Origin of the sequence: Isoptericola sp. S6320L, assembly GCF_023015685.1 — a bacterium.
Classification (GTDB): domain Bacteria; phylum Actinomycetota; class Actinomycetes; order Actinomycetales; family Cellulomonadaceae; genus Isoptericola; species Isoptericola halotolerans_A.
In genome coordinates this window covers 76903-94191 of record NZ_JALKAT010000008.1, presented here as the reverse complement: position 1 = coordinate 94191, position 17289 = coordinate 76903, and the positions used below count along the sequence as shown (strand labels likewise).

The window sequence follows — 17289 nt, the reverse complement described above, 5'->3', positions numbered from 1 at the left end:
GTGGGCTCAGAGCTGTCGGAGGGCGCCGCCGTCGACGGCCCACTCGGAGCCCGTGACCTGACGGGACCGGGGAGAGAGCAGGTAGGCGATGATGCCGGCGACATCCTCCGGGGTCCCGATCCGGCCGGTGGGTAGGCGCCGCTCCTCACGGACGAACCGGCCCACAGCGGTCTCGGGGTCTGTGCAGTACCGGTCTGCGAGCTGGTCGGCGAACCCGCCGGGAGCATCGAACAGGGCGGTGCGGGTCGGGCCCGGCGAGACCACGTTGGAGCGGATCCCGACGGGACCGAGCTCGATCGCCAGGGCCTTCGACAGCGACAGGATCGCAGCCTTCGACGCCGCATAGGCGGCCATCGTCGCGTCGGGCATCCTGGCCGCCTCGCTGCCCAGGTGCACCATGCTGCCGCCCGATGCGCGGAGCGCCGGCAGAGCCGCGCGGACCAGGCGTGCCGGGGCGAACAGATTCACCTCGAACGTCGTCCGCCACAGGTCGTCCTCGACCGCTTCGAACGAGTCGCGGGTATCGAACAGGGCCGCGTTGTTCACCAGCCCGTCCACACGCCCGTGCCGTGCCAGCACCTCGGCGACGACCCGCTCCGGCGTCGAGGCGTCCGACAGGTCCGCGGCGATGAAGTCTGCCGCTTCCGGGAGCAGTCCGAGCCGCGGGGCACGACGTGCGACCGCGATCGGACGCGTCCCCTCCGCGGCCAGCTCGCGAACGGTCGCCAGACCGATGCCGCGGGTGCCGCCGGTGACGACGACGACGGCGCCCTGCAGGTCCAGGTCCATGTCAGCTCTCCTCCCGGCCGGACCCGGGCGGATCGGCCGTCCGTCCACGGTCGGTGATCGAGACGACGCCAGCCAGCACCCTGCCTTGACCAGCACCCGCAGGGTGACCCTGCTCCGTCGGCGACCGACCGTCGGGCAGAGAGCCTGCCCTCGACGGGAGGCCCTCCGTCGGGGGATGGTTCTCGGGAGTCAGAAACTCCGACCCACGAGGGGAGACGGGATGGACTCCCACGACGGGGTGCGCGGCATCCTGATGGCCGCGGCCCTGGGGCCGGTGCTCGCCGTCCTGCTGACGGCGTGCGCCACGGACCCGCCCGACCCGGCGGCGCCGCAGGGCACGAGCGCAGCCTCCGTGCCGGCGGAGCCTGTCGCCGCGGGCCTGGAGGCGCCGTGGTCGGTCGCGTTCCTCGACGGGACGCCGCTGGTGAGCGAGCGGGACAGCGCCCGGATCCTCGAGGTCGCCGACGACGGCACCACGCGCGAGGTCGGGGTGGTGGCGGGCGTGGACGCGGCCGGCGAGGGCGGGCTCCTCGGGCTCGCCCTGGACGCCGAGGACCGGCTGTACGCCTACTCGACCGGGGCGGACGGCAACCGGGTCCAGCGCTACGACCTGGCGGGCGGGCCCGGAGCGCTGACCCTGGGGGAGCCGACGACGATCCTGGACGGCCTGCCGTCGGCGAGCGTCCACGACGGCGGGCGTCTCGCGTTCGGGCCGGACGGGATGCTGTACGCCACCGTGGGGGACGCGGGGGACCGGGACAGCGCCCAGGACCTGGGCTCGCTCGGCGGCAAGATCCTGCGGATGACGCCCGACGGCGATGTCCCGGCCGACAACCCCTTCGCCGGGTCGCTCGTGTACAGCTACGGGCACCGCAACGTCCAGGGCCTGGCCTGGGCCGACGACGGCACGCTGTTCGCCACCGAGTTCGGCCAGGACACCTGGGACGAGCTCAACGTCATCACCGCCGGGGCCAACTACGGCTGGCCCGAGGTGGAGGGGATCGCGGAGCGGGACGAGTTCGTCGATCCCGTGCAGCAGTGGTCCCCGGCCGACGCGAGCCCGAGCGGGATGGCGCACGTGGACGGCACGCTGTTCGTCGCCAACCTGCGTGGCCAGGTGCTGCGTGCCGTCCCGGTGAGCGACCCGACCACGTCGAGCGAGCACCTCGCGGGTGAGTACGGACGGCTGCGGGACGCGGTCGCCGCACCGGACGGGGCTCTGTGGATCGTCACCAACAACACGGACGGCCGCGGCGACCCCGGGCCCGACGACGACCGGATCCTCGCCGTCGACGTCGGGCCCTGAGGCGTCTACGGTCGAGATATGCCCGAGTCGTCCACGCCCGACCGCCCGCCGGCGCCGAAGCAGTTCCGCTCGAGCCGCCTCAGCCGTGCCGAGGACGCGGTGATGCGCGTCCTCGTCCGCCTCCACGTCGTTCCGCGGACGTCTCTGCTGACCACGCGCGGCCGCAAGAGCGGCCGCCCTCGGACCAACCCGGCGACCGTCGTCGCCCAGGGCCGGTCCCGCTGGCTGGTGTCGCCCTACGGTGTCGTGTCCTGGGTGCACAACGTCCGGGCCGACGGCCGGGTGGTGCTCCACCGGCTCCTCGAGCGGCAGACGTACCTGGCGCAGGAGCTTCCCGCGCAGGACGCCGCGCCGATCCTGCGGGAGTACGTGCGGATCGCTCCGGCGACGCGGCCGTACTTCGCGGCCGCCGTCGACGCCCCGGTGGAGGAGTTCGCCGCAGAGGCGGACCGTCACCCCGTCTTCGCGCTCGTCCCCGCCGGCCCGCACCGCGGCGGCTGAGCAGACCGCGTCAGGTCAGGCCCCGCCCTGCCGCGTACGTCGCCGCGGCCGCCCGCGAGCTCAGGCCGAGCACACCGTAGATGTTCGCGACGTGCCGGTGGACCGTGTGTGCGCTGAGTTGCAGCGCCACGCCGATCTCTGCGTTCGTGAGCCCGCGCGCGAGGAGGCGCAGCACCTCGGCCTGCCGGGCGGTGAGGGGACCGGTGGCCCCGCGCGCGAGGATCGCCCGGGCCCGCTCGACGTCCCGGCCGGCCCCCAGCGGCACGAGCGTCTCCAGCGCCGCGGCGGCGTGCTCCCGGGCGCCGGAGCCGTCCCCGAGCGCGAGCAGCGTCTCGGCGAGCTCGAGGCGGCACTCGGCCTCGTCGAACGGCAGCCGTGCGTCGTGCAGGTGCCGCACGGCCGCCCGCCAGCGGCTCACCGCCTCCTGCGGGCCGAGGAGCCGCGCCTCGGCGGCCGCCGCGGAACCCCGGAGGAAGTCGGTGCCGACCCTCTCGGCCAGCGCGCCGAGCCGCGCGGCGGCCTGGCGCGCCTCGTCCACGTGACCCGCGGCGAGACCCGCCGCGACCGCCACCGCCAGCGCGTCGACCTGCTCGAGCTGGTGGTCCGGGAGCCAGTCCAGCAGCTCGCTGACGATCGACCAGGCGCCGCTCGCGTCGCCCTCGGCGAGCCTGACCTGCGCGAGACCGGTCAGCGCCCCCGGATGGAGGCGCCCCTGTCGCAGCAGGGCGCCGGCGTCGGCGAGCCGTCCCTGCCGACGGCGCAGCTCGCCGAGCTGCACCACCGCCTCCAGGCGGCTCCCACGCCGGGAGTGCTCGGACCGCTGCAGCACGTCGGTCAGGCTCGACTCGGCCTCGGTGACCTCGCCCTGTGCGAGGAGCACGGCGGCGTACTGGGTGCGGCAGACGAGGAACAGCGGCGCGAGGTCGCGCCGGGCGCACATCTCCTCGACCCGGACGCACCACTCGCGGGCGCGGTCCAGGTCGTGCGCCTCCTGGCAGGCGACGATCAGCCAGCAGCAGATCTTGCCCATCCACATCAGGTCCTCGACGTCGCCCGCGGTCGCCGCCGCGGAGGCCGCGTCGAGCAGCGCCATCCCTTCCGTCACCTCGCCGAGCCGGACCCGTGCGAGCCCGGCCAGGGCGTGGGCGACGATCGCCAGGTCGCCGTCCGCGGTGTCGTGCGCGACCCGCTGCGCCGCCGTCGCGGCGTCGAGAGCCGCGGCCGCGTCGTGGTCGACGGCGAGCGCCAGCTCGGCGCGGCGGACCGCCAGCCACCCCGCCTCGGGGACGTCGGTGCGGCCGTCGAGCAGGTCGGCGGCGCGTTCCAGCCAGCCGCGTCCGACGGCGACGCCCGCCCCGAAGAGGACGGAGTCGTACCCCAGGGCCGCGGCCGTGCGGACCGCACCCCGGAGGTCGGCGCGCGCACGGTAGCCGCGGTAGGCGGCCTCGCGGGCCCCGAGGGCCTGCTCGGCGTCGTCCAGCCACCAGGCGGCCTGCGCGAGGTCCTCGTGGTGGCCGGGTTCGTCGCTCTCCGCCGCCAGCGCGGAGAGGGCGGCCGCCGCCTCGTGCCAGCGGCCGGCCCTCAACGCGGTCCGTGCGCCGACGGCGTCCATCTCGTCAGACTGCGCCCCGGCGGCGGAGGTGGCAACCCTCAGGCGCTGACCCCGGCACCGGCCGCGAGGGCGTGCACGTCGGCGGTGGTGAGCGTGTTGCCGGCGATCCCCCAGTCGCCGCTGGCCACCTCGTGGATGACGCACCACGTGACGGGGCGCATCGCCTCGCCCTCGACGCTGACCATCGCGTCGGTGACGCGCGTGATGATCTGCGCCTTCTGCTCGGGTGTGAAGACGTCCTTGATGACGTTGACCTGGACGAGCGGCATGGTTCCGGTCCCTTCGGTGGGCCGCCCCGGAGCGGGGCGGGCTGGGACCAGCGTCCGTCGTGCGGGGCCCGCCCCGCTTCGACCGTGCGGGCCAACTTCCGCGGTGCGTGGACTGGCCCGATCGGGTCACCGGGTGTCAGTGCACGGCGAGCGCCTCGTCGACGGCATCGAGGAAGTCGTCGAGATCCTTCGGCGTCCTCGACGTGATGAGCGTGCGGTCCTGCGCGGTGCACACGACGACGGACTCGTCGCGCCACTCCTCGGCCCCCGCGTTGCGGATGTCGGTCTGCAGGGACGGGTAGGACGTGAGCGTCTTGCCCTCGACGACGCCGGCCTCCACGAGCGCCCAGGGGCCGTGGCAGATCGCGGCGATCGGGCGCTGCGACTCGGTGAACGACCGCACGATGCGCGACGCCGCATCCTCCAGGCGCAGCGAGTCGGCGTTGAGGGTGCCGCCGGGCACGAGCAGCAGGTCGAAGCCGGCCGGGTCGACGTCGTCGAGGGTGACGTCGACGGGGACGGTGCGGCCGGGATCCTTGTCGCCGACCAGGGTGGCGACGTCGTCGGTGGTCTGGGCGGCGACGGTCACGACCGCTCCCCGCTCGCGCAGGTGCTCGAGCGGGACCACCAGCTCGTCCTGCTCGACGCCGTAGTTGGTCACGATGGCCAGCACGGTGCGTCCGGTCAGGTCGGTGTCTGCCATGTCGGTCTCCTTCCCTGAGGGGTCTGCGTCCGAGCGGCCACGGTAGGCACGGCGTCCGGATGGACGCACCCGGGCGGTGGCCGGGCGCCCTGTGGCCCCCGCCACCCGGGCACGGCAGGATGGGGAGCACCCGATGTACGGAGGTCACGATGGAATCGCCCAAGACCAGCAAGAAGCGCGGCGGCCCGCCGAGCCTGTTCAAGCTGGTGATGTTCGCCCTGTTCGTCGCCGCCGTCACCAAGGAGCTGCAGAAGGACCCGGAGGAGCGGGAGTGGCACGGCACCGTCGCCGGGTTCGTGCCCTACGAGTTCCGCATCCCCACGCTCGAGCGCGTCAAGGAACGCGTGTGGGACCCCGACGGCGCGCACATCCTGAGCCCGCACGTCTGGGGCGTCGGCTGGACCGTCAACGTGGGCCGCGTCGTCGCCGTCGTGCGGGAGAAGCTGGCGGACTGACGCCGAGGTAGTGCCCCACCCGCCGAGGTAGTGGGTCGGGTGGCGAGGTAGTGCCGAGTTGCGCGAGGTAGTACGACTCGCGCCGAGGTAGAGGCGTTTGCGCCGAGGTAGTACCTCGCGTGTCGAGGTAGCGGCGCGGTGGGGGTTCCGCCGGGACCCGGCACCCGGCTTCGACGTTCCCGCCCGGCGCTACCTCACGCCGTCGGGCACTACCTCGCCCGAACAGGTACTACCTCAGCGGGCGGCCTGCTACCTCGCGACGCGAGCTACTACCTCGGGCGGGGCTCCCGACGAGTCCCGCACCACCAGTCGGGTCGGGAGCTCGGCCCCCGGGTCCGACGGCGTCGCGTCCGCCCCCGCCGCTCCGACGACGCCGTCCAGGACCGCCAGCAGCCGGGCGGCCGCCCGGGCGCCGAGCTCCTCGGCGGGGACCGCGACGGTGGTCAGTGCCGGCGTGGTGAGGTCCGCGCCGAAGACGTCGTCGTGACCGACCACGCTCAGCTCGCCCGGGACCGGCACCCCGCTCTCGGCCAGCCGGTCGAGCGCGCCGAACGCGATCAGGTCGTTGTACGCCAGGAGCGCCGAGGCCCCGGACCGCCGGGCGGCGTCCGCCGCGGCGGGCCCGGCGTCGCGCCGGGGGGCGTGGTGACCCAGGTCGCTGAACCGGGTCCCGAGCCGGGCGCACGTCTCGACGACCGCGCGACGCCGCCGCTCCTCGGACCAGGAGGTCGCCGGCCCGCGGGCGTAGGCCACGTGCCGGTGGCCCAGCTCGTGCAGGTGCTCCACCGCGGCCACGACGCCCTGCGTCCCGGTCCGGACGGTGGGGACGTCTGCCACGTCGCGGTTGATCGCGACCAGCGGGACGCGTCGGGTCCAGGCCGCCAGGGTGGCGCGGTCGAGGCGTGACGCCGCGAGCACGATGCAGTCCACCCGGCCCGCCAAGGCCCCCAGCACCTGCTCCTCGGACCGGGGCTCCTCCTCGACGTCCGCGACCACCTGCACCATGTCGTGCTCGCGCAGGTGCCGCGTGGATCCCCGGACCAGGGCCATGAAGAACGGGTTGGTCAGGTCGGGGACCACGAGCGCGACGGTGCCGGGCTGCCCGGAGCGGACCTGGCGGGCGGCGGCGCTGGGCACGTACCCGAGGTCGTCGGCGGCCTGCTGGACGCGCGTCGTCGTCCCGGCGGAGACCCGGCCGGGACGGTGCAGCGCCCGCGAGGCCGTGGAGACCGAGACCCCGGCCCGCTCGGCGACGTCGGCGAGGGTGGCCCGCCGGGTCATGCGCCGGCCGCCGTCGGCCCGGCCGTGCACGGCGACTCGACCCACGCGGCGTCGACGGGCGGCCGCTCGTCACCGAGGGTCAGGTACAGCCGGTCGACGCGCAGCGCGGCCTTGCGCGCCAGCACGGAGAGCGTGTGCCGGCCGGCCGTGAGCTCGACGTCCATGAGCTCGTGCCACACCCACGCCTGCGCCGTGCCGAAGCTGAACATGTCCCCGCCGCAGAACTGGTCCTCGGGCGGCAGCGGCGTGCCGTCCACCGCGAGGGTCAACGCGTCGTCGGTGTCGGCGTCGAACTTCACCAGCACCCACACGGCGTACGTGCCGGGCCGGGGGGCCTCGACGCGCAGGTGCAGTCCGGGCGCCTGGAGGGCGTCGTCCCAGCGGCGGCCGGGGGCGTCGACGTGCATCGCCAGGCCCGTCCGTCCGTCCGTCTCCGCCTGGGTGTGGGTCCAGCCCACCACCGGCTCGTCGGTGCTCGGCGTGGTCCACGCGCCGGGCTCCTCGCGCAGCGTGCGCTCCACCTCCAGGGCGAGCACGCCGTCGTCGGCCACCGCGACGCCGCTCGCGAGCCGGGCAAGCACGTCCTGGGTGCCGTCCGGGCTCGCCGCGTACCGGGGGGCGCCCAGCGTCGGCTGCGCCACCACCTCGTTGCGCGTGAACGTGGTGGGCCTCGCCCAGTACTCGCGCGGCACGAACACCGCCTGGTGCGGCGGCACCTCGGCCGGCAGCACGCCGTAGAGGGTCCGCGCGACGTGGTCCAGCGCGGCGAGGTCCACCGACACCGGGTCCGGGTCGTCGCGCACCGGCAGCGGCTGCCCGGCACGGGTGCTCGACGGCGGCGCCAGCGTCGTGGCGCGCCGCTCGCCCGTCCACAGCACCAGCGCGGACAGCGCGAACCCGTCGTCGACCACGTGGAGGCGGACCGTGTGCGTCCCGGCGCCCAGGAACGGCAGGCGCAGCGTGAGCCGCTCGACGTTCTCCACCACGGCCTGCGCCCACACCCCGCGGTGCTCGTCGGTGGTGGGGGACTCGACCAGCACGGGCGGCAGGTCGTCCACCGAGACCCCGACGCGCAGCCGGCCCGTCGAGTCCAGGCCGGGGAACCGGAACAGCTCGAGCAGGTGCGCACCCGGGGTCTCGAGGTGGACGCGGAACCCCACCGTCCCGGCGTCGTGCACCGTGGCGGGGTCGGCGCTCGCGGCCCGACCGTGCGCCTCGAGCAGTCCGCCGCCGCCGCGGCCGAGGCCAGGCACCACGGTCCAGGAGCTCTGCTCGGTGTCGTGCCGCTCGTCGGGCGCGTCGGCGGGGAGGGACACGTACCCGTCGGCCTCCAGCGCGCACCCGTCCTCGGGCGTCGAGGCGGGAGCGCTGGTCCGCAGGGGGACGACGACGGTGGTCCCGTCGGTCTCGCAGCGCACCACGACCTGGCCCGCCCGGTCGGCGGCGTCCTGCGGGACGCGGACCGCGATCCGACGCTCGGTGGCGACGGTGAGACGCTCGGCACCGGACCCGGGGGCGCCGAGCTCGATCCACGGGTCGGCCTCGAGGGTGACCTCGATCTCGCCCGCACCGGTGGTGAACACCTCGATCCACTTCGACCGCGTGCCGTGCGCCGCGAACTCCAGGGCGGGCGCGTCGCCGGGGCGTTCCTCGCCCCACACGACGACGCCGAGACCGGCCGCGCCGATCTGCAGGGCGGGCCGCCCGGCCGGGAACAGCGCGGTGGCCGGGGGCGGGAAGTCCTCCGGCGTCATGATCCCGTCCCACTTCCCGCCGGACATGACAGTGTTGTACGCGCGGATCATCGCGCGCTTGTGCCCGTCGAACGTCCGCGACAGCGCCAGGTGGTGGTCCGCGGCCGCCATCTTGCCCTGGGCGTACGCGAGCGCCGAGCGGTCGGCGTGCACGAACTGGGCGTTGGTCAGGTACGAGGCGTGCACCTTCAGCGCGACGAGCTGGAAGAACGCGTCGCGCTCGCGGTCCGGGAGCTGCGCCCAGACGGCGGAGACCTCCTCGGCGAGCTCGCGCAGACGGTCCAGGCGCCGGGCCGCCTCGTCGCCGTACGCCGTCTGCGAGAACGCCCGGGCGGACAGGTGCTCGATCTTGCGCACGTCGGTGACCTGCGCGAACTCCTCGAGGAGCGGTCCGACCTGTGCGCCGATGCCGCCGGAGAACGACCGGTCGACCCAGTCGCGGGTCCAGGCCGAGACGTCGGACGTGCTCGTCGGGGCGCGGTGCGTGCCGTCCTCGCCCTCCACGGGGCCTTCCACGGGGCCCTTCTCCTGGCCGACCTCCCACGCGTACTGCAGGAAGAACTCGGTGTCCTGCTCGAGCGGCTTGAGCGCGCCGACGTTGTTCACCCACAGGGTGCGGATGCCGCGGTCCCAGGCCTTGCCCAGCTCGTTCTTCATGAGGGTCAGCGGCATGGACGAGATGAACAGGTAGCTGCGCGGCGGCGGGGACCAGTACGACGAGTGGTAGTACAGCCCGTGACCGCCGCGGCGGCCGCGCTCGGCGTCGTCCGGGAAGCGGCGCACGTGCCCGAAGCTGTCGTCCGACCAGATGAGGGTGACGTCCTCGGGGATCTCGACCCCGTCGTCGTAGAGGGGGAGCACCTCCTTGTACGGGACGAAGCACTGCAGCTCGCCGGCGGCCCGCTCGGCGCCGAGCTCGTCGGCGAGCAGTGCTCGCTGGTCGTCGATCAGCTGGTTGAGGAGCGCGACGCGCGCGCGGTGCTTCTGCTCCGCGGACAGGTGCGGGTCGTCGTCGATCCTCGACGTGACGAAACCCGAGTCGTGGATGCCCCGCATGCCGACGGTCCAGCCGACCTCGTAGTCGGCGTTCTGCTGGATGCTCTCCCGCCAGTACCGGTGCAGCAGGTCGCGGTTGGCGCCCTCGATCGAGTAGTCGTACTCGACGTGGTGGCCGGCCCGCGCCTGCTCGGCGGCCCACGGCGCCCACTCGTGCTCGTTCGAGCGCAGCAGCATGTCGCAGTGGCTGGTGCCGATGACGATCCCTGCCTCGTGCGCGAGCCGGCCGTTCTCCGGGTCGGCGTTGAAGGCGTTCACGTGCATGGCGGGCCACAGGTAGTTGCCCTTGAGGCGCAGCACCAGCTCGAAGACGTGCGCGTAGAGGGTGGGTCCGATGGTTCCGTCGGGGGTGTGCCGGCGCGCCCAGGCGTCGAGCTCCTCCTCGTCGTTGAGGAAGATGCCGCGGTAGCGCACCGACGGCCGGTCGGCGTGGTCGGTCTCGCGCGCCACGGTCAGGTGCTCGCGGGTGCGGACGGGCACGTCGGCGAACCAGTGCCACGGCGAGACGCCGGCGCGCTCGCACAGGTCGTAGATCCCGAAGACGGTGCCGCGCCGGTCGGCGCCCACGATCCAGAGCTGGTCGCCGAGCGTCCGGACGAGGAACGCCTCCCAGGCGGGGCGGCCGTCGTCGTCGAGCAGGGCGGTGACGTCGAGGCGTCCGTCGGCGACGGCGTCGTCCACCCACCGGCTCGTGCCGAGCGTGCCGACGACGACGGTGGCGCGGTCCGCGCGCGCCGTCCGGTCCACCGTGGCCCCGGGGCAGACGCGGGCGAGGTCGCCGACGAGGTGGCCGACGGCGCGGAGCACGGCGGCGGTCTCGGCCGGGTCGACGGCGACCGTCGTCGTGGCGCCGGGTGCGGCCAGCGTGGTGCCGTCGCGGTCGTCGAGGACGTAGCTCATGCGGCGACCCTAGGCTGCAAACGTTTGTCGGTCTACCGGCCTGGGATTTGCTTGACCGGTCGAGAGGCTTGTGACAACGTTTGCCATCGCGGCGAAGCGACATCGCGACGGAGCGACGAGAGGACGACGATGGAGCACACCTGGCGCTGGTTCGGACCGCGCGACCCCATCACGCTGGCGGACGTCCGCCAGACCGGGGCGACCGGCGTCGTCACCGCCCTGCACGACATCCCCAACGGCGAGGTGTGGACCGTCGAGGCGATCACCGAGCGCCGCGAGCTGATCGAGGCCGCCGGTCTGCGCTGGTCGGTGGTGGAGAGCATCCCCGTGCACGACGACGTCAAGCGGCGCGCACCCGGCTACGAGCGGTGGCTCGAGACGTACGCCCAGAGCGTGCGCAACGTGGCGGCCTGCGGCATCGACGTCGTCTGCTACAACTTCATGCCGGTCCTGGACTGGGTCCGCACCGACCTGGCCTATCCGCTGCCCGACGGCGCGCTGGCGCTACGGTTCGACCAGGACGCCTTCGCGGCGTTCGACCTGTTCCTCCTGCAGCGACCGGGCGCCGAGGATGACTACACCGACGTCGAGGTCGAGCGCGCGCGCCGGCATCTCGACGCGATGACGCCGCCGGAGGTCGACCGGCTCGTCGCGACCGTCTCCGCCGGGCTCCCGGGCTCGGAGGAGACGTGGACGCTCGACGGCCTGCGCGCCGAGCTCGCCGCCTACGCCGAGGTGGACGAGGCGTCCCTGCGCGCGGCGCTCGTCGAGTTCCTCGAGGCGATCGTGCCGGTGGCCGAGGAGTGCGGGGTGCGCCTCGGCATCCACCCGGACGACCCGCCGCGCCCCGTGCTCGGGCTGCCGCGCATCATGTCCACCGCCGCCGACGCGCGCTGGCTCCTCGACGCCGTCCCGCACCCCGCGAGCGGGCTCACGTTCTGCACCGGATCCTTCGGCGTGCTGCCCGAGAACGACCTCGTGGCGATGGTGGACGAGCTCGCGCCGCGCATCCACTTCGCGCACCTGCGCTCCACCCGCCGCGAGGCCGACCCGCGTACCTTCCACGAGGCGCACCATCTGGGCGGTGACGTCGACATGGTCGGCGTGATCGAGGCGCTCGTGCGCGAGGAGCGGCGCCGCGAGGAGCACGGCGGCGCCCGGATCCCGATGCGCCCCGACCACGGGCACCTGCTGCTGGCCGAGCAGGCCTCCGAGCGCGCGTCCGCCGTGCCCGGCTACTCCCTGGTCGGGCGGCTCAAGGGGCTGGCCGAGCTGCGCGGCGTGGAGCTGGCGGTGCGGCAGCTCTCCACGTCCGGCTGAGCTCTCCCGCCCGGTTTCGCGACGCCAAGTATGATGGGGAGTATGAGCGCTCCTACGAAGGCATTCAGCAGCAGTCTTCCGGTGCCGGACCTGGAGTTCCTGGAGGACTACGGTCGCCGCCACCAGCTGTCCTCGCGAGCGTCGGCCCTCCGTGCTGCCGTGCGAGCCTTGCGCGAGGCCGAAGCCGAGGACCACTACGTGGCTGCCTTCGAGGAGTGGAACGAGTCCGACGACTCGGCGCTGTGGGAGGGGACCGCTACCGACGGTCTGGAGACTCCGGGTCCATGAGCCTGGCACCGGCCAAGCGGCGGAGCGAGATCTGGGACGTCGAGTTCGATCCGGCGCAGGATGGCGAGGTCGCCACAACCCGTCCCGCCGTGATCGTCTCCAACGACGGGGCGAACCGCGCCGCGGGACGAGCCCGAGAGGGCGGTGTGCTGGTCGTCGTGCCGATCACGTCGAACGTGCGTCGAGTGCTGCCGTTCCAGACGGCCCTCCCGGCGGACGAGCACACCGGGCTGGCTGCCGACTCGAAGACCCAGCCCGAGCAGCTCCGCGCTGTGCACGTCCGGCGTTTCGTCGGACGGCGCGGCTCGTTGTCGGCCGAGCAACAGGCAGCGCTCGACACGGTGCTGATGGACCACCTCGGTCTCTGACGGCGCCCGTCGTGGCCGGGGGATGATGGCCGCGATGAGCACCGACACGACACCGGGTCGCCCGGGCCGCCCGGACCTGGTGGCACGCCGGGCGCGCGCCGCCGTCGCCGCGCTCTTCCTGACGAACGGTGCGCTGTTCGCCAACCTGCTGCCCCGTTACCCCGAGATCAAGGCGGCCCTGGACCTCAGCAACACCGTCTACGGCCTCGCCGTCATCGCCTTCCCCGCCGGCGCGATCGTCTCGGGGTTCGCGACCGCCGCTGCCGTCCGCCGGTTCGGCTCCGCCCGGATCGCCGCCGTCGGCACCGTGCTGACCGCCGTCGGCGTGCTGTGCGCCGGGTTGGCTCCGGCGCTCGGGCTGTTCGTCGCCGCGCTGTTCGCCGCCGGGGCGTCCGACGCGTTCACGGACGTCGGCCAGAACGCGCACGGCCTGCGCGTCCAGCGCCGGTACGGGCGGTCGATCTTCAACTCCTTCCATGCCCTGTGGTCCGTCGGGAGCGTCGTCGGCGGGGCGATGTCCGCCGTCGCGATCGCGCTCGACGTCCCGCTCGGGATCCACCTCGCCGTCTCCGGGGCGATCTTCTCCGCCGTGGCCCTCGTCGCGCTGCGGTACTGCCTGCCCGGCCTCGACGAGCAGGAGCGCGCGGCCGGTGGGCGCACCGGGGACCGGCCGGCCGACGGCGGCGCCCCGGCCGCCGGACCGCGCGGCCGCACGATCTTCCTCCTGGTCGCGTTCGTCGTCGTCGCGATCTCCGGCACCGTGGTGGAGGAGGCGACGAACTCCTGGGCGGCCGTCTACCTGTCCGGGTCGCTCGACACCACCGGAGCGGTCGCGGCCACCGCCTTCATCGCGTTCATGGCGGCCGAGTTCGTGGGACGGGCGACGGGGGACCGGTTCGTGGACCGGTTCGGCCAGCGTGCCGTCGCCCGGGCCGGCGGTCTCCTCGTGGCGGTCGCGATGGGTCTGGCGCTCGCCTTCCCCTCGGTGCCGGGCACCGTCGTCGGGTTCGCGGTCGCCGGCTTCGGCGTGGCCACGGTGATCCCCGCGGCGATGCACGCGGCCGACGAGCTGCCGGGCCTGCGCGCCGGCACCGGGCTGATGGTCGTCACCTGGCTGATGCGCCTCGGCTTCCTCCTGACGCCGCCGTTCGTGGGGCTCGTCTCGGACGCGACCACTTTGCAGGTCGGGCTCCTCGTGGTGCCGGCGGCCGGGATCGCCATTGTGCTGGCCGGTTCGCTGCTGCAGGGACGCCGGACGACCCCCAGGATCGACCTATGACCCACCTGCCGTTCGCCGAGCTGCACCTGCACATCGAAGGGACGCTGGAACCCGAGCTCGTCCTGGAGCTCGCCCGGCGCAATGGCGTCGCCCTGCCGTACGACGACGTCGGCGAGCTGCGTGCCGCCTACGACTTCACCGACCTGCAGTCGTTCCTCGACCTGTACTACGCGAACATGGCGGTGCTGCGCACCCGTCAGGACTTCGCGGACATGACGGCGGCGTACCTCGCGCGGGCCGCGACGGCGGGGGTGCGGCACGCCGAGATCATGTTCGACCCGCAGGCGCACCTGGCCCGCGGCGTCCCGCTGGAGGTGGCGGTCGAGGGGATCGCCTCCGTGCTCGCCACCAGCGAGGACGACCACGGCGTCTCGACGCTGCTCATCGCGGCGTTCCTGCGGGACCGTCCGGAGGCGGAGGCCCTGGACGTCCTCGACGGGCTGCTCGGCATGGGCGCCCCGATCGCCGGCGTCGGGCTCGACTCCGCCGAGATCGGCCACCCGCCGGCGAAATTCGCGAGGCTCTTCGCCCGGGCCCGGGACGCCGGTCTGCACCTCGTCGCCCACGCGGGGGAGGAGGGCCCGGCCGCGTACGTCGCCGAGGCGCTCGACGTGCTGGGTGTGGAGCGGATCGACCACGGCATCCGCGCGCTGGACGACGACGCCCTGGTGTCCCGGCTGGTCGCCGAGCAGGTGCCGCTGACGGTCTGCCCGCTGTCGAACGTCGCGCTGCGGGCGGTCGGCACGCTGGCCGAGCACCCGGTCGTGACGATGCTGGAGCGCGGGCTGAACGTCTCGGTGCACTCCGACGACCCCGCCTACTTCGGCGGCTACCTCGACGACAACCTCGACGCCCTCACGACGGCGGTGGGCCTGACCCGGGCGCACCGCGTGCGGCTCGCCGAGAACTCGCTCCGGGCGTCGTTCCTCCCCGCCGGGCGCCGCGACGCGCTGCTCGCCGAGGTCGCCGCGGCGTCGGACTGAAGGACCGGCCGCCCGCTCGGTCCGTCTCGCACTGCCTGCAGAGCGGCCTTGCGGTAGGACGAAGTCATGGAGTCGAACGGATCGGTGCGACCGTCGCGCCCGCAGGTCGAGGACCCGCGGGTGACGGTCGTCGTCGTCAGCCGCAACCGTCGCGACGAGCTGCTCCGCAGCCTCGGGCACCACCGGGCGCCCGTCGTCCTCGTGGACAACGGGTCGACGGACGGCAGCGCCGAGGCGGTGCGCCGGGCGTACCCGGACGTGGAGGTCGTGGAGCTGGGTCGCAACCTCGGTGCCGCGGCCCGGACGGTCGGCGTCGGACGGGCGCGGACGCCGATGGTCGCGTTCGCCGACGACGACTCGTGGTGGACGCCGGGGTCGCTCCGCGCCGCGGCCGACGCGCTGGCCGGCGCCCCGCGCGTCGGGCTGGTGACGGTCGAGGTCCGGGTGGGGGAGTCGCAGGAGGTGGACCCGTTCACGCGGGATCTGGCCGCCTCGCCGCTGCGGGCCCCGGGACGCTCGCTGCCCGGCCTGCGGGTGCTGGGCTTCATGGGGTGTGCGGCGATGGTCCGTCGCAGCGCGTTCCTCGCGGCAGGCGGGTTCGACGACGTCGTCCGCTTCCCCGGGGAGGAGGAGCGCCTGGCGTGGGACCTCAGCGCGGCGGGATGGGACCTCGTCTACCTGGACGGGCCGGTGGTGCGCCACTTCCCCTCGCCGCGTCGTGACGGCGCGGACGACCGGCGCCGGGGGATCGCCCGTGCCCGCGTGCTGACCGCGACCATGCGCCTGCCCTGGCGGCGGGTCGCCGCCCGCGTCGCGGCGGAGCTGCGGGCCGGGCCGGGCCCGCGGCGAGGCGTGCTCGACGCGGCGCAGGACCTGCGCGCCGCGCTGCCCCGACGGGAGGTCCTGCCGCGCCACGTGCTCGCCGACCTCGACACGCTCGCCGCGGTACCCGCACCGCAGGGCGCCGGCGCCGGGGGGAGGTGACCATGTCCCAGACCGCCACCAGGACGACCGACCGCAGCGACGCGGACGCGCCCGACCCCCGGGTGGGCGTGGTCGTCATCACCCACCAGCGACGCGCGGAGGTGCTGCGCACGCTCGAGACGCTCCGCCGGCTGCCCGAGCAGCCCCGCGTCGTCGTGGTCGACAACGGGTCCACCGACGGCACCGCCGAGGCGATCCGTGCGCAGCACCCCTGGGTGGACCTCGTGGCGAGCACGGAGAACCTCGGGGCCGTCGGCCGGAACGTCGGCGTCGACCGGCTCGACACCCCGTACGTCGCGTTCTGCGACGACGACACCTGGTGGGAGCCCGGGTCGCTCCGGCGGGCTGCCGACGCGCTCGACGCGCACCCCGGCGTCGCCGTCGTCACGGCGCGGATCCTGGTGGAGCCCGGCGGACGGGAGGACCCGGTCGTGGCCGAGCTGCGCCACTCCCCGGTGCCGACCGCCGCCGGCCTGCCCGGCCCCGCGCTGGGGAGCTTCCTCGCCGGTGCGTCCGTCCTGCGCGCCGACGCCTTCCGCGCCGCCGGGGGTTTCCACCACCGGCTGTGGCTCGGCGGCGAGGAGGAGCTGCTGGCCGCCGACCTCGCCGCTGCCGGGTGGGAGCTGTGCTATCTCGAGGCGATGACGCTCCACCACCGGCCGTCGTCGGCGCGGGACCCGCACGCCCGGCGACGCGACGGGATCCGGAACACCCTGTGGTTCACCTGGCTCCGGCGTCCGCTGCCCGCGGCGCTGCGCCGCACCCGCGACCTGGTGCGGTCGCTGCCGCGGGACCGGGTCTCGGCGGCCGGCGTCCTGCAGGCGCTGCGCGGGCTGCCCTGGGTGCTGCGGGAGCGGCGGGCCCTGCCGACCCATGCCGAGCAGCGGTTCCTCGCGCTGGAGGAGTCGCAACGGACCTCGGCCAGCCGCCGGTACGTGAGCTGACCGCGTCCCGGCGCCGGGACGGAGGCGGGGGCCTCAGCGCCCGAACAGCCGGGCGAGGAAACCTCCGGTCGGGGCCTCGTCGTCGTGCCCGCCGCACCACTGCGCGGCGGGGACGCTGCGGCGCACGTCGTCGACGTGCTGGCCGCAGCCGCTCCAGGTGGTCTTGCCGCAGGTGCGGCAGGTGACGGGTCGACACATGGTGGTGCTCCTTCGTCAGGCGAGGGTGAGGAAGAGCTTCTCGAGCTCGGCGGCCGTCAGGCCGTCCTCGGTGGTGTGGTCGGGGTCGGTCAGGCAGTCCTGCATGGCGGTGGAGATGACGGCGTAGCCCGCCTTGTCGAGGGCGCTGGAGACGGCGGAGAGCTGGGTGACGACGTCGCGGCAGGGCTTGCCGGTCTCGACGGCGGTGATGAGGGCGTCGAGCTGGCCGCGGGCGCGCTTGAGCCGGTTGGCGATCTTGCGCTGGGCCGCGGGGTCCGGGATGGCCATGAGGGTGTCTC

General features: G+C 74.5%; 18 protein-coding genes. 10 read left to right on the top strand and 8 right to left on the bottom strand.

Features of this window, described 5'->3' with window-relative positions:
• Positions 1-6 precede the first annotated feature (6 nt).
• The gene (locus MWU57_RS06935) at positions 7-789 is read right to left on the bottom strand and encodes an SDR family NAD(P)-dependent oxidoreductase (protein WP_246908277.1); all 783 of its coding nucleotides are present in this window, start codon (positions 787-789) and stop codon (positions 7-9) included.
• A 220-nt stretch (positions 790-1009) separates the two neighbouring features.
• Between MWU57_RS06935 and MWU57_RS06930 the strand changes: the two genes are divergently transcribed.
• Together MWU57_RS06930 and MWU57_RS06925 are read left to right on the top strand one after the other, a co-directional pair.
• Positions 1010-2095: a sorbosone dehydrogenase family protein gene (locus MWU57_RS06930; protein ID WP_246908275.1), complete on the top strand. Its 1086-nt coding sequence runs from the start codon at positions 1010-1012 to the stop codon at positions 2093-2095.
• An 18-nt stretch (positions 2096-2113) separates the two neighbouring features.
• Positions 2114-2596 (top strand): nitroreductase family deazaflavin-dependent oxidoreductase, encoded by a 483-nt coding sequence (locus tag MWU57_RS06925; protein WP_246908272.1) that lies wholly within the window; start codon positions 2114-2116, stop codon positions 2594-2596.
• Between the two features lie 10 nt (positions 2597-2606).
• On the opposite strand, the gene MWU57_RS06920 is transcribed toward MWU57_RS06925, so the two are convergent.
• The 3 genes from MWU57_RS06920 to MWU57_RS06910 all read right to left on the bottom strand — a co-directional run bounded on the left by MWU57_RS06920 (position 2607) and on the right by MWU57_RS06910 (position 5180).
• Complete coding sequence (locus MWU57_RS06920; RefSeq protein WP_246908270.1) at positions 2607-4208, bottom strand: LuxR family transcriptional regulator; 1602 nt, start codon at positions 4206-4208, stop codon at positions 2607-2609.
• A 38-nt stretch (positions 4209-4246) separates the two neighbouring features.
• Positions 4247-4477 (bottom strand): tautomerase family protein, encoded by a 231-nt coding sequence (locus MWU57_RS06915; protein WP_246908268.1) that lies wholly within the window; start codon positions 4475-4477, stop codon positions 4247-4249.
• 136 nt (positions 4478-4613) lie between these two features.
• A complete protein-coding gene (locus MWU57_RS06910; RefSeq protein WP_246908266.1) occupies positions 4614-5180 on the bottom strand; it encodes a type 1 glutamine amidotransferase domain-containing protein in 567 nt (188 codons plus the stop codon).
• 149 nt (positions 5181-5329) lie between these two features.
• Between MWU57_RS06910 and MWU57_RS06905 the strand changes: the two genes are divergently transcribed.
• The gene (locus tag MWU57_RS06905) at positions 5330-5635 is read left to right on the top strand and encodes a DUF5808 domain-containing protein (protein ID WP_246908264.1); all 306 of its coding nucleotides are present in this window, start codon (positions 5330-5332) and stop codon (positions 5633-5635) included.
• Positions 5636-5884: 249 nt separating this feature from the next.
• Here the strand turns inward: MWU57_RS06905 and MWU57_RS06900 are convergent, their stop codons facing one another.
• Together MWU57_RS06900 and MWU57_RS06895 are read right to left on the bottom strand one after the other, a co-directional pair.
• Positions 5885-6961, bottom strand: a complete 1077-nt coding sequence (locus tag MWU57_RS06900) for a LacI family DNA-binding transcriptional regulator (RefSeq protein ID WP_246908263.1) — start codon at positions 6959-6961, stop codon at positions 5885-5887.
• On the bottom strand, positions 6913-10626 hold the full coding sequence (locus MWU57_RS06895) for a glycosyl hydrolase 115 family protein (protein ID WP_246908260.1): 3714 nt from the start codon (positions 10624-10626) through the stop codon (positions 6913-6915). Before MWU57_RS06895 ends, MWU57_RS06900 begins: the two co-directional genes overlap by 49 nt.
• Before the next feature lie 129 nt (positions 10627-10755).
• On the opposite strand from MWU57_RS06895, the gene uxuA reads away from it, so the two are divergent.
• The 7 genes from uxuA (at position 10756) to MWU57_RS06860 (ending at position 16792) form a co-directional block, all read left to right on the top strand.
• Positions 10756-11946 carry a mannonate dehydratase gene (uxuA, locus tag MWU57_RS06890; protein WP_246908258.1) on the top strand — a complete coding sequence of 397 codons (1191 nt, stop codon included), beginning with the start codon at positions 10756-10758 and terminating at the stop codon, positions 11944-11946.
• 42 nt (positions 11947-11988) lie between these two features.
• Positions 11989-12234: an antitoxin gene (locus tag MWU57_RS06885; RefSeq protein WP_243401147.1), complete on the top strand. Its 246-nt coding sequence runs from the start codon at positions 11989-11991 to the stop codon at positions 12232-12234.
• Positions 12231-12602 (top strand): type II toxin-antitoxin system PemK/MazF family toxin, encoded by a 372-nt coding sequence (locus MWU57_RS06880; protein ID WP_106264153.1) that lies wholly within the window; start codon positions 12231-12233, stop codon positions 12600-12602. Before MWU57_RS06885 ends, MWU57_RS06880 begins: the two co-directional genes overlap by 4 nt.
• A 34-nt stretch (positions 12603-12636) precedes the next feature.
• A complete protein-coding gene (locus MWU57_RS06875) occupies positions 12637-13881 on the top strand; it encodes an MFS transporter (RefSeq protein ID WP_106265100.1) in 1245 nt (414 codons plus the stop codon).
• Positions 13878-14864, top strand: coding sequence for an adenosine deaminase (locus MWU57_RS06870; RefSeq protein ID WP_246908256.1), 987 nt, complete (start codon positions 13878-13880; stop codon positions 14862-14864). Before MWU57_RS06875 ends, MWU57_RS06870 begins: the two co-directional genes overlap by 4 nt.
• A 66-nt stretch (positions 14865-14930) precedes the next feature.
• Complete coding sequence (locus tag MWU57_RS06865; protein WP_246908254.1) at positions 14931-15848, top strand: glycosyltransferase family 2 protein; 918 nt, start codon at positions 14931-14933, stop codon at positions 15846-15848.
• Positions 15849-15850: 2 nt separating this feature from the next.
• Positions 15851-16792: a glycosyltransferase family 2 protein gene (locus MWU57_RS06860; RefSeq protein ID WP_246908252.1), complete on the top strand. Its 942-nt coding sequence runs from the start codon at positions 15851-15853 to the stop codon at positions 16790-16792.
• A 33-nt stretch (positions 16793-16825) separates the two neighbouring features.
• Here MWU57_RS06860 and MWU57_RS06855 read toward each other — a convergent pair whose 3' ends face one another.
• Positions 16826-16990, bottom strand: coding sequence for a hypothetical protein (locus MWU57_RS06855; protein ID WP_165800062.1), 165 nt, complete (start codon positions 16988-16990; stop codon positions 16826-16828).
• A gap of 15 nt (positions 16991-17005) precedes the next feature.
• The gene (locus tag MWU57_RS06850; RefSeq protein WP_246908250.1) at positions 17006-17278 is read right to left on the bottom strand and encodes a metal-sensitive transcriptional regulator; all 273 of its coding nucleotides are present in this window, start codon (positions 17276-17278) and stop codon (positions 17006-17008) included.
• Between the last annotated feature and the right edge of the window lie 11 nt (positions 17279-17289).